At 76.7% G+C, this 12,123-nt stretch carries 8 protein-coding genes; 4 read left to right on the top strand and 4 right to left on the bottom strand.

Annotation, left to right across the window (positions count from 1 at the left end):
* Positions 1-13: 13 nt before the first annotated feature.
* The 4 genes from AWH51_RS15605 to nirD all read right to left on the bottom strand — a co-directional run bounded on the left by AWH51_RS15605 (position 14) and on the right by nirD (position 6,634).
* Entirely contained in the window at positions 14-1,747 is a 1,734-nt protein-coding gene (locus AWH51_RS15605; RefSeq protein ID WP_063072949.1) for an FAD-dependent oxidoreductase, read from the bottom strand.
* Positions 1,740-3,863, bottom strand: a complete 2,124-nt coding sequence (locus AWH51_RS15600; protein ID WP_063072969.1) for a molybdopterin oxidoreductase family protein — start codon at positions 3,861-3,863, stop codon at positions 1,740-1,742. The genes AWH51_RS15605 and AWH51_RS15600 overlap by 8 nt, the downstream gene beginning before the upstream one ends.
* 92 nt (positions 3,864-3,955) lie before the next feature.
* On the bottom strand, positions 3,956-5,452 hold the full coding sequence (locus AWH51_RS15595) for an MFS transporter (protein ID WP_081235168.1): 1,497 nt from the start codon (positions 5,450-5,452) through the stop codon (positions 3,956-3,958).
* A 105-nt stretch (positions 5,453-5,557) separates the two neighbouring features.
* A complete protein-coding gene (nirD, locus tag AWH51_RS15590; RefSeq protein WP_081235167.1) occupies positions 5,558-6,634 on the bottom strand; it encodes a nitrite reductase small subunit NirD in 1,077 nt (358 codons plus the stop codon).
* Positions 6,635-6,883: 249 nt separating this feature from the next.
* Between nirD and nirB the strand changes: the two genes are divergently transcribed.
* The 4 genes from nirB to AWH51_RS15570 all read left to right on the top strand — a co-directional run bounded on the left by nirB (position 6,884) and on the right by AWH51_RS15570 (position 12,105).
* Positions 6,884-9,538, top strand: coding sequence for a nitrite reductase large subunit NirB (gene nirB / locus AWH51_RS15585; RefSeq protein ID WP_081235166.1), 2,655 nt, complete (start codon positions 6,884-6,886; stop codon positions 9,536-9,538).
* 3 nt (positions 9,539-9,541) lie between these two features.
* The gene (gene cobA, locus AWH51_RS15580) at positions 9,542-10,606 is read left to right on the top strand and encodes a uroporphyrinogen-III C-methyltransferase (RefSeq protein ID WP_063072948.1); all 1,065 of its coding nucleotides are present in this window, start codon (positions 9,542-9,544) and stop codon (positions 10,604-10,606) included.
* 20 nt (positions 10,607-10,626) lie between these two features.
* Positions 10,627-11,754: a uroporphyrinogen-III synthase gene (locus AWH51_RS15575; protein ID WP_063072966.1), complete on the top strand. Its 1,128-nt coding sequence runs from the start codon at positions 10,627-10,629 to the stop codon at positions 11,752-11,754.
* 144 nt (positions 11,755-11,898) lie between these two features.
* Positions 11,899-12,105, top strand: a complete 207-nt coding sequence (locus AWH51_RS15570) for a hypothetical protein (RefSeq protein ID WP_131798154.1) — start codon at positions 11,899-11,901, stop codon at positions 12,103-12,105.
* Positions 12,106-12,123 lie beyond the last annotated feature (18 nt).

The following is a 12,123-nucleotide window of genomic DNA, read 5'->3' as shown; positions in this document are numbered from 1 at the left end:
GCGCCCCGCTCCCCTACAGCAGCGCCGCCGCCCGGCCGCCCGCGGAGGCGAGGACCTCCTGGATCCGCCCGCGGCACGTGCCGCACCCGGTGCCCGCGCGCGTGCACGCGCCGATCTCCTCGACCGTGGCGGCACCGCCCGCGGCGGCCTCCGCGATGGTCCCCGCGGTCACGCCGTTGCACCAGCACACGGTCGCGTCGGGCGCGAGCGGATCCCCGGTGGGCAGGGCCCCGGCGTCGGCCGCATCGAGGCGGAGGAGCACGGAGCGGTCGGCCGGCAGCTCGCCGCGGCGCTCGAACAGGAGCGTGAGCTCGGCACCCGCGCGCGGCATGCCGACGCTGACGAAGCCCACGAGGATCCCGTCGCGCGTCACGGTCTTGACGTACGCGCCGCGGGCGGGGTCGGTCCACACGGCCACCTCGCGCGGGGCGGGGCCCGCGTCGGCGTCGAGCTCCTCGGTGTCGCAGGTCGCGGCGTGCGCGCGGCCCGGCCGGCGGCGTCGCCGGGGCGGGTCGTCCCACGGCTCCGCGGTCACGTCGCCGCCCGCGACCACGTCGACGCCCTCGGCCTTGAGCATCACGACGGGCGGACGCCCGTCATCGGCACCGAGGCCGGGCGGGGCATCGGGCACGACCGGCGCGCTGCCTCCCGCGGATCCCGCCGCGTGCCCGTGCCGGGCCTCCGCCTCGGCCGCGAGCAGCCCCGCGAGCGCGTCGGCCTGCCGCCAGCCCGGCCCGATGAGGCCGGACGGCCCGCCGGGGACCTGTCCGTCGGGCCGCGCGGATCCCGGCGCCGCGACGTGCGCGCAGTCCCCGATCGCGAACACGGCCGGGTCGGTCCAGCTGCGGAGGTCGGCGCCCACGAGCACGCCACGCCCCACCGCGAGGCCCGCCGCGGACGCGAGCTCGTCGCGCGCCGTGACGCCGCAGGACAGCACGAGGAGGTCGCCGTCGATGCGCCCGCCGTCCGCGAGCAGGAGCGCCTGGAAGCGCTCGTCGTCGGTGCCGCGGTCGTGCAGCAGCACGCCCTCGGCCCGGGCGTGCGCCGCCATCGCGACGCCCGCCGCATCAGCCGCGTGGCTGAGCGTGCGGCCGCCGCCGCGGTCGAGGTTGCGCGCCATGGGGACGTCGCCGTGATGCACGGCGACGACGTCCGCGCCCTGCTCGGCCGCGGCGAGCGCCAGCTCCATGCCGAGCACGCCCGCGCCGAGCACGACGATGCGCCGCCCGGCCCGGACGGCCGCCAGCACGATGCGCGCATCCCGCAGGTCGCGGAGCGCGACCACGCCCGCCGGGAGCGGACGCCGTCCGTGATCGAGCGCGTCGGGATCCCACGGGGCGTCGCCGCGCGCATGGCGGGACGCCTCGAGCCCGTCCATCGGCGGCACGTGCGCGCGGGCGCCCGTCGCCAGCACGAGCCGGTCGTAGGGCAGCACCTGGCCGGTGTGCAGCGTCGCGATCCGGTGCCCGCGATCGATCCCGACCACCGCGCCGTGCCGCAGCACGCGCACGCCCGCCGCCTCGGCCGCGGCCGTGTCGGCCACCTCGAGGCGCTCCCGGTCGGCGCGCCCCACGGCGTGCTCCGCGACGAGCACGCGGTTGTAGGGGTCGTCCTCCTCGGCGCCCACGACCACGACGTCGAGGATCCCGGCCCGCACCGCCGGCAGGAGCCCCTCGACGAGACGCGCCGCGACGGGCCCGTGGCCGACGACCAGCACGCGGATCGCGCCGTCCCCCGCCTCAGCCACGCGCAGCCCCCGCGTCCGTCGCCAGCGCGCGCACGGTCACGGCCGTGCGCTTGAACTCGGGCATGGCCGAGACGGGATCCACGTCGGCGGCCGTCAGCAGGTTCGCGCACTCGGATCCCGCGTAGTGGAAGGGCAGGAACACCGTGTCGTGCCGGATCCCCGCGGTCACCTCCGCGACGGCCCGCACCTCGCCGCGCGCGTTCTGGACCGCGACGGGCGCGCCGTGCACGATCCCGAGCCGCACCGCCGTCACCGGGTGGATCTGCAGCCGCGCCACGGGCTGCGCGTCCTGCAGCTCGGGCACCCGCCGGGTCTGCGCGCCCGACTGGTAGTGCTCGAGCAGCCGCCCGGTGACGAGCGTGAGCGCGCCGCCGACGGGCGCCGGATCCCCCGCGGTCACGTCGCGGGGGCTCACCGCGACGAGCCGCGCGCGTCCGTCCGGGTGCGCGAACCGGTCGGCGAACAGGCGCGGCGTGCCCGTGGATCCGGCCGGGTACGGCCAGAACGCCTCCACGGCGTCGTCGTCGAGGAGCGCGTGGCTGAGCCCGGAGTAGTCGGCGATGCCGCCCGCCGACGCCCGCGCGAGCTCGTCGAACACGACGGCGGGGTCGGTGGGCCAGGCGGAGGGCGCGTCGAGCCGCCGCGCCAGCTCGGCCAGCACCTCCAGCTCGCTGCGCACCTCCGGAGGCGGGGCGAGGGCGCGGCGGCGCCGGATCACGCGTCCCTCGAGCGAGGTCGTGGTGCCCTCCTCCTCGGCCCACTGCGTGACGGGCAGCACCACGTCGGCGAGCGCCGCGGTCTCGGAGAGCACGAGGTCGCACACGACGAGCAGGTCGAGGCGCGCGAGGCCGCGGCGCACGGCGGTGACGTCGGGCGCGGAGACGACGACGTTGGATCCGTGCACGAGCAGGCAGCGGATCCCGCCGGGCTCCCCCAGCTCGCCGAGCAGCTCGACCGCCGGCACGCCGGGCCCCGGGATGGTCGCGGGGTCCACGCCCCACACGGCGGCGACGTGCGCGCGGGCCGCAGGGTCGGCGATCCGCCGGTAGCCGGGCAGCTGGTCGCACTTCTGGCCGTGCTCGCGTCCGCCCTGCCCGTTGCCCTGGCCGGTGAGGGTGCCGTAGCCGGATCCGGGCCGACCGGGCAGCCCGAGCAGCAGCGCGAGGTCGATGGCGGCGGTCGCGGTGTCGGTGCCGTCCACGTGCTGCTCGACGCCGCGGCCGGTGAGGATGAAGGTGCCGCGGCCGTCCGCGAGCCGCCGGGCCACCCGGCGCAGCTCCGCGACCGGCACGCCCGTCACCTGCTGCACGCGCTCCGGCCACCACGCGTTGGCGCTCCGGCGCACGGCGTCGAGGCCCGTGGTGCGCGCGGCGACGTACGCGTCGTCGGCGAGGCCCTCCGCGAGCACGACGTGGATCAGCCCGAGCAGCAGCACGAGGTCGGTCCCGGGCGCGGGCTGCAGGTGGATCCCCTGCCCGTCGTCGGCGAGGTGCGCGGTGGCCGAGCGGCGCGGATCCACCACGACGAGCCCGCCCGCGGCCCGCGCCCCGCCGAGGTGCCCGATGAACGGCGGCATGGTGGCGGCGACGTTGGAGCCGAGCAGCAGGATCGTGGCCGCGCCGTCGAGGTCGGCGACGGGGAACGGCAGCCCGCGGTCGACGCCGAACGCGCGGTTGCCGGCGGCCGCCGCGGACGACATGCAGAACCGGCCGTTGTAGTCGATGCGGGAGGTGCCGAGGGCGATGCGCGCGAACTTCCCGAGCTGGTACGCCTTCTCGTTGGTGAGGCCGCCGCCGCCGAAGACGCCCACCGAGTCGGCGCCGAAGCGCGCGCGGCTGTCGCGGAGCCGATCGGCGACGAGGTCGAGCGCCTCGTCCCACGTCGCGCGGACGAGCCCGCCCGACGCGTCCCGCACGAGCGGATGCGTGAGCCGGCCCGCCGCCGTGAGCACCTCGGCGCTGGTCCAGCCCTTGCGGCAGAGGCCGCCGCGGTTCGTGGGGAAGTCGCGGCCCGCGACCTCGAGCACGGGTGCGGGCGCGGGCGCGGCGGGCGACCCGGGTGCGGGCGACGCGGGTGCGGGCGACGCCGCCGGCACCGCCACCGGCGTCATCGTCATCGCGCACTGGAGGGCGCAGTACGGGCAGTGCCCGCGCGTGCCCGCGGGCGCGCCGCCGACCGCGCCGGGCCCCGCCTCGGCGACCGCCGGCATCAGACGCGCGCGCCGGCGGCGGTCCCGCGGCGGATCCCGCCCGCCCGCAGGTAGACGAGCCCGGTCACCGCGAGCATCACCGCGTACGCCACGACGAAGCCGCCGAGACCCGTCGTGTACCCGCCCGTCTCCGTCTTCGAGAGGCTGAGCACCTGCGGGATGATGAAGCCGCCGTACGCGCCGAGGCCGGAGATGAGGCCGAGCGCCGCCGCCGTCTTCCGCTGCGTGCCCACGTCGCCGGATCCGCGGCCGGCGCGCGCCGTGCCGGAGCGGAGGGCGAACACCGCCGGGATCATGCGGTAGGTCGCGCCGTTGCCCATGCCGCTCGCCGTGAAGAGCACGAGGAACAGCGCGAGGAAGAGCGGGAAGCTGCCCATCGGCAGGGTGGCGATGACCGCGACGACCGCGAGGCCCATCACCACGAACGCGCCCATGGTCACCGCGGCGCCGCCGTGCCGGTCGGCGAGGCGGCCGCCGATCGGCCGGGCGATGGATCCCATGAGCGAGCCGAGGAACGCGAGCGACAGCGTCGCCGAGCCCACCGCGAAGGTCGACAGCTCGGGGAACTCGTCGGAGATGAGCTTCGGGAACACGCCCGCGAAGCCGATGAACGAGCCGAAGGTGCCCACGTAGAGGAACGCGAGGATCCACAGGTGCGGCTCTCGGAGCGCCGCGAGCGACGCCGTGAGGTCGGCCTTCGCGTGCGAGAGGTTGTCCATGCGCCGCCAGGCGCCGAACGCGGCGACGAGGATGAGCGGCACCCAGACCCAGCCGGCGAGCGGGAGGTCGAGCGTCGCGGCCGCGCCCACCGTGATCACGAGCGGCACCACGAGCTGCGCCACCGACGCCCCGAGGTTGCCGCCCGCGGCGTTGAGGCCGAGCGCCCAGCCCTTGCGGCTCTGCGGGTAGAAGTAGGTGATGTTCGACATGGAGCTCGCGAAGTTGCCGCCGCCGAACCCGGCGAGCGCGGCCACGAGGAGCAGCACGCCGAAGGGCGTCTGCGGGTTCCCGACGCACACGGCGAGCGCGATCGTCGGGATGAGCAGCAGGAGGGCCGAGATGACGGTCCAGTTGCGGCCGCCGAAGCGCGGCACCATGAAGGTGTAGGGGAAGCGGAGGGTCGCGCCGACGAGGCTCGGCATCGAGATGAGCCAGAACACCTGGCCCGTGGACAGGTCGAAGCCGGCGGCCGGCAGCTGGACCACGACGATCGACCACAGCTGCCAGACGACGAAGCCGAGGAACTCGGCGAGGATCGACCAGCGCAGGTTGCGGGCGGCGATGCGGGATCCGCCGCCGGCCCACTGCGCCTGGTCCTCCGGGTCCCAGCCGTCGATGACGGCGCCGTCGCGGAAGGTGAGGCCGGGGGCCTGGGCTCCGTGCGCGTCGACGGTGCGGGCGGAGGGCGACCCGGCACCTGGCGCGGCGGCCGGGGCGACGGGCTGCTCGGGAGCGGGCGCGGTGCGCCCGGTCGCGGGCGGGAGGAGTTCGGTCATGGCGGGTCTCCTGGTCGTGGTCGAGCGGGACGGGCATGGCGGATCGTGGTCGGGTGGCGGCGGGTGGGCGCCGATGCGCGGCGGGCGCCGTCGGCCGGGCGCGGGTCAGCGCACGGGCACCGCCGCCGACGCGTGCAGCTCGACGACGATGTCGACGAGCTCGGCGGGCGGCGCCTCGCCGTCGACGAGGAGCGGGGCGCTCGTCGCGTCCCCTCCCGCGCGCTCGGCGAGGGTGGCGAAGTAGCCGGGGGCGAGGAGGTAGGTGGCCACGACGACGCGGGATCCCGGGTGGGCGTCCCGCTCCGCGCGGACGGCCGCGGGCACGCGTGGTCGCGCCGCCGAGATGAACGACGTGACGACCTCGCGGCCGAGCTCGGACGCGAGCATGCCGCCCACGGCGTGGCAGTCGGCGACGGCGCCCGCGTCGCTGGATCCGGCGGCCGCGAGCACGACGCGGTCGCCGTCCCGCAGCCCGGCCTCCCGGAGGCGGCGGGCGAGCACGGTCGCGAGCCGCGGATCCGGCCCGAGCGCGCCCGTGACGCGCACCTCGCGCGGCGCGGCGTCGGCGGCGGCCTCGGCGAGGTCGACGTGCACGTGGTACCCGGCGCTCAGGAGGAGCGGCACGACGACGACCGCGCGGGACGGGTCGTCGAGCAGGTCCATGGCGGCGGGCACGTCGGGCTGCTGCACGTCGACGTGCGCGTCCACGACGCGGAGGTCGGGCCGGGCCTCGCGCACGGCCTGCACGAGCGCGGTCACCGCGCGGCGGCCGGCCGGATCCGAGGTGCCGTGCGACGCCGCGACGAGCGCCGCCGAGCGGGCCACCTCCACGACGCCGTCGCGCACGCGGCTGCGCCACACAGGCAGCCGCAGCGCGGGCGTCGTGAGGCACTCCCCCGTGTCGAGGTCGAAGACGTCCTTGTGCAGCGGCGAGGCGATGGTGGTGCGGGTGCCGCGGGAACCGACGATGCCGCGCGCCATCACGAAGGCCCCGGTCGCCGGATCCGCGTGGTCGACGGCCCGCACGCTCCCGTCCGGCAGGCGGAGGAGCGCGACCTGCTCGCCGCCGACGAGCGCGGCCTCGCCCCAGAGCGGCTCCAGCTGGTCGAGCCGGCAGACGGCGGTCCAGGGGCCCGTCGACGTCGCGCCCGCGTCGGACGCGGCGACCTCCGTCATGGTCATGCGGTCTCCTCGCGGTCGGTGCCGGGTGGTGCGGTGTATACGGCCCGGCACGGATCCGGGCGGCTCGTGTCGGCCACGCTAGGGACGCGGTGTTTCGGTCTCCGACCGTCGCCGTGACGGCGGCGTAACGAAGACCTCTCGGCCGTCCGGCATCGGCGTGAGGCGCGCGTCACACGGCGTGACACGGGGGCAACGGCCCCGAAACGGGCCCTGCCTAGCGTGGGAGGACACCCGAGGAGGAGGTCCGTCATGAGCGCACCAGCTGCCACGCCGCCCGACCCGCACGCCGTCCCCCTGCGCGCCGACCAGGCCCCGACCACGGGGCCCGACGGCATCCGCCGGGTCGTCGTCGTGGGCGGCGGTCCCGCGGCGCACCGGCTCGCCGAGTCGCTCGCCTCCCGCGCGGACGCGTCGTCGCCCGACCTCCGGGTCACCGTGGTCGGCGACGAGCCGCACCTCCCCTACGACCGCGTGCAGCTCTCGAAGCGCCTCGCCGGCGAGGTCGACCTGACCCTCGGCGAGGCCGCGTTCTGGGACCACGTCGCGCTCGACTGCCGTCCCGGCCGACTCGCCACGCGCATCGACCCGGCGGCCCGCACGGTCTCCCTCGACGACGGCGCGGTCCTCCCCTACGACGAGCTCGTGCTCGCGACGGGATCCTCCGCGACCGTGCCGCCCATCGACGGCGCCGCGTCCGGCCGGGTGTACCGGACGCTCGCGGACGTCGCCGACCTCGTGGCCGAGATCGCGCGCTTCCGCGAGAGGAACGGCCGGCCCGCGAACGTCGTCACGGTCGGCGGCGGCCTCCTCGGGCTCGAGGCCGCGGGCGGCGTGCACGCCCTCGGCGCCCGCTCGGCGGTCGTGCACTCGGGCCGCTGGCTCATGTCGTCCCAGCTCGACGAGGGGGCGGGGCAGGCGCTCGGGCGCATCGTCCACGGCCGCGGCATCGAGCTGCACCTCGGCGTCCGGCCCACCGCGATCCTCACGACGCCGACCGGCCGCGTGACCGGGGTGGCGCTCACCGACGGGCGCACGATCTCCGCGGACGTCGTCGTGTTCTCCATCGGGATCACGCCGCGCGACGAGCTCGCGCGCGACGCCGGGCTCGAGCTCGGCCCGCGGGGCGGCGTCGCGATCGACGCGGCGTGCCGCACCTCGGCGCCGCACGTGTGGGCGATCGGCGAGGTCGCCGCGGTCGACGGCGTGTGCGTCGGCCTCGTGGCGCCCGCGAACGCGATGGCGGAGACCGTCGCCGACCGCATCACGGGCGGCGAGGCGGTGTTCCCCGGCATCGACGACGCGACGAAGCTCAAGCTCGCCGGCGTGGAGGTCGCGTCCTTCGGCGACGCGATGGGCCGCTCGGAGGGCGCGCTCGAGGTCGTGTACGCCGATCCCGCCCGCGGGCTGTACCAGAAGATCGTCATGAGCGACGACGCGCGGACCCTCCTCGGCGGCGTCTTCGTGGGCGACGCGGCCCCCTACAGCGCGCTCCGCCCGATGCTCGGCCGCGAGCTCGCGTCCGAGCCCGGCGCCTACCTCTCGGCCGCGGGCGCCGAGCCGCCGGCCGCCACCGACCTCCCCGACGACGTGCAGGTGTGCTCCTGCAACGACGTGAGCGCGGGCGACGTGCGGCACGCGGTCCGCGGATCCGACGGCGCCCCCGGCTGCACCGACCTCGCCGCGCTCAAGGCGTGCAGCCGCGCCGGCACCCAGTGCGGATCGTGCGTGCCGCTCGTGAAGAAGATCCTCGACACCGAGCTCGAGGCCGCGGGCGTCGAGGTGTCGCGCGCCCTGTGCGAGCACTTCGCCGTGAGCCGCAGCGAGCTGTTCGAGACCGTGCGGATCCTCGGCCTCACCTCCGCCGCGCAGGTGTTCGAGCGCCTGGGGTCCGGCCTCGGCTGCGACGTCTGCAAGCCCGTGGTCGCGTCCGTGCTCGCCACCCAGACCAAGGGCTACATCCTCGACGCCGGCCAGGGGCCGCTGCAGGACACCAACGACCGGGCGCTCGCGAACATGCAGAAGGACGGCACCTACTCGGTCGTCCCGCGCATCCCGGGCGGCGAGATCACGCCCGCGAAGCTCAAGGTCATCGCGGAGGTGGCCGAGCGGTACGACCTCTATACGAAGATCACGGGCGGCCAGCGCATCGACATGTTCGGCGCCCGGCTGGAGCAGCTGCCGGAGATCTGGCGGATCCTCGTCGACGCCGGCTTCGAGTCCGGCCAGGCGTACGGCAAGGCGCTCCGCAACGTGAAGTCGTGCGTGGGATCCACGTGGTGCCGCTACGGCGTGCAGGACGCCGTCGCCATGGCCGTGCACCTGGAGCTGCGCTACCGCGGGGTGCGCTCGCCGCACAAGTTCAAGATGGGCGTCTCCGGCTGCGCGCGCGAGTGCGCCGAGGCGCGCGCCAAGGACATCGGCGTGATCGCGACCGAGACCGGCTGGAACCTCTACGTCGGCGGCAACGGCGGCTTCACGCCCGCGCACGCGCAGCTGCTCGCCAAGGACCTCGACGACGCCACCCTCATCCGCTACATCGACCGCTACCTCATGTACTACGTGCGCACGGCCGAGCGGCTCCAGCGCACGGCGCGCTGGCAGGAGGAGCTGGAGGGCGGCCTCGAGCACGTGCACCAGGTGGTCGTGGAGGACTCGCTCGGCATCGCCGAGGAGCTCGAGCAGGCGATGGCGCTGCAGATCGACGGCTACGAGGACGAGTGGGCGGCGACGCTCGCCGACCCCGACCGGCTCCGCCGCTTCCGCTCGTTCGTCAACGCGCCGACCACGCCGGACCCGTCGCTCGCCCGCGTCGAGGAGCGCGGCCAGAGGAGGCCCGCCTCCCCGGAGGAGCGCGACGGATCCGTCATGCTGTCGGGACCGTCCATCCCCGTCCGGAAGGTGTGAGCCGTGCCGATCCCCCTCGATGTCCAGGGCCGCCGCGTCGTCGTGGTGGGCGGCGCCGACGCCACCCGCCGGATCACCGCCCGGCTCGCCGCGGACGGCGCCCGCGTGGAGCTCGTGCCCGACCACGCCGCGGGCGCGGCGCTCGACGCGGCGGCCCTCGACGGCCGGCCGCTGCCCGACCTCGTGCTGTGGGTGGAGGGCGACGCCGTCCGCCGCGCCGCGGTCGCCGAGGCATGCCGGGCCGAGCGCGTCTGGTTCCAGGTGGCCGAGGGCATCGCGCCCACGCCGCTCGGGCACGTGACGCTCGTGGGCGGCGGCCCCGGGGATCCGGGCCTCATGACCGTCGCGGCGCGCGCCGCCCTCGCCGAGGCCGACGTCGTGCTGCACGACCGCCTCGGCCCCACCGACGACGTGGCGGCGTTCGCCCCGGGCGCCGAGCTCGTCGACGTGGGCAAGACCCCCGGGCACCACGCCGTGCCGCAGCGCCGGATCGAGGAGCTGCTCGTCGAGCACGCGTCCCGCGGCCTCCGCGTCGTGCGCCTCAAGGGCGGCGACCCGTTCGTCTTCGGGCGCGGCGGCGAGGAGGTCATCGCGTGCCGGGCGGCCGGCGTGCCCGTGACCGTCGTGCCCGGCGTCACGAGCGCCGTCGCGGTGCCCGCCGCCGCCGGGATCCCCGTCACGCACCGCGAGGTGAGCCGCGCCTTCACTGTGGTCTCGGGCCACGTGCCCTTCTCCGAGGACGAGCTCGCGCACCTCGTGGGCCTCGGCGGCACGCTCGTCGTGCTCATGGGCGTGAACACGCTGCCGCACCTCGTGGCGGGGCTCCAGCGGCACGGCATGCGCGCCGACATGCCGCTCGCCATCGTGGAGCGCGGCTACGCGATCGACCAGCGCACGACGGTCACCACGGTCGCGGGGGTCGCCGGGTTGCTCGGCACGGTGGCGCCGCGCTCGCCCGCGGTCATCGTCGTGGGCGAGGTCGTGCGGGTGCCCGGCTGGGCCGAGGAGGCCGCGGCCGCCGGGCACGCGCCGTGGGAGGATGAGCGCCGGGCACGGGCGACGCCGTGACCGCCGAGGGAGCGCCCGCCATGACCGGATCCGACGCCGAGCCCGGCTTCCGCCCCGACCAGCTCGAGGGCTTCCGCATCGCCGTCACCTCCGACCGGCGCTCCGAGGACCTCATCGCCGCGTTCGAGCGCCGCGGCGCCGACGTGATGCACGCGCCCACGATCCGCATGACCGGCGTCAGCGACGACTCCGCGCTCGAGGCGGAGACGCGCGCGATCATCCGGGCCCGGCCCGGCATCCTGCTCGCCACGACGTCCTACGGCATCCGGCGCTGGTTCGAGGCCGCCGACGCCGCGGGCATCGGCGACGAGCTCACCGAGGTCCTCGCGGGGGCGCGCATCCTCGTCCGCGGCCCCAAGGCGCGTGGCGCCATCCGCGCCGCCTCGCTCGACGACCACGGCATGAGCGAGCGCGAGACCACCACGTCGCTCGTCGACCTGGTGCTGCGCGGCGACGTCGACGGCGTGACGGTGGCGGTGCAGCTGCACGGCTTCACGGATCCGGTGCAGCTCGCGCGCCTGGAGGCCGCCGGCGCCCGCGTGCTCACGGTCGCGCCCTACCGCTGGACCGTGCACGAGGACTCCGCGCGCGTGCTGCGGCTCGTCGAGACGGTGTGCACGGGCGGGATCGACGCGGTCACCTTCACGAGCGCGCCCGCCGTCGAGGCCCTGTTCACGACGGCGGACGCGGCCGGCCGGCTGGAGGACCTCCAGGAGGCGCTCCGGACGATGGTGGTCGCGGCGGCCGTCGGCCCGGTGACGGCGGCGCCGCTCGTGGAGGCGGGGATCCTGCCGATCACGCCCGACCGGTTCCGCATGGGGGCGCTCATCCGGCTCGTGTGCGCGCACCTCGAGGAGGCGGGCGTCCAGCGCGTCGAGACCCGGCACGGCGCGATCGAGCTCCGCGGACGCCTGGTCGTCATCGACGGCGAGCGCGTCGCCCTGAGCCCCGTGCCGCTCGCGCTGTTCCGCGCCCTCGTCGCCGCGGAGGGCGCGACCGTGCCCCGCCGCGTGCTCGCCCGCGCGACGCCGGAGGTGCTCGACGACCACGCGGTCGACGTGGCGATCTCGCGGCTGCGGCGGTCGCTTCCCGACGGCGGCATCATCCAGACCGTGATCAAGCGCGGGTACCGCCTCACCACCGTCTGAGGCGCGGCTGGTCCTCCCGGCCCGGCGCATCTCCTGCCGCGGGAGGAGGTGCGGGGGTCGCCAGGAGGACGCGCGCCGGATCCCGGTCCGCGAGCCTGGGGGCACCGCCCGCCCGGGCGGTGAGATCAGGAGGATCCCGTGCCCGTGTCCGTCGCCCCCACCGCCGCCCTCGTCGCTCCCCGCGCGGCCGTCCCCGTCGTCGTCGCCCCGCTCCCGGGCGATCCGACCTGCGTCGCCTTCGCGGGCGGCGCCGACGCCTTCCGTCACGCCGGCACGCGCAGCCTCGCGGTCGACCTCGCCCCATCGCGGGCCCCCGCCGTGGACCCGGCCGCCGCCGCGCTCGCCGCCTGACGCGCAGGCGCCGCCGGT

This window comes from Clavibacter tessellarius (assembly GCF_001618005.1).
Lineage (GTDB): Bacteria > Actinomycetota > Actinomycetes > Actinomycetales > Microbacteriaceae > Clavibacter > Clavibacter tessellarius_A.
Note: the sequence above shows the minus strand (reverse complement) of the source record. Positions and strands in the feature narration are given on the sequence as shown.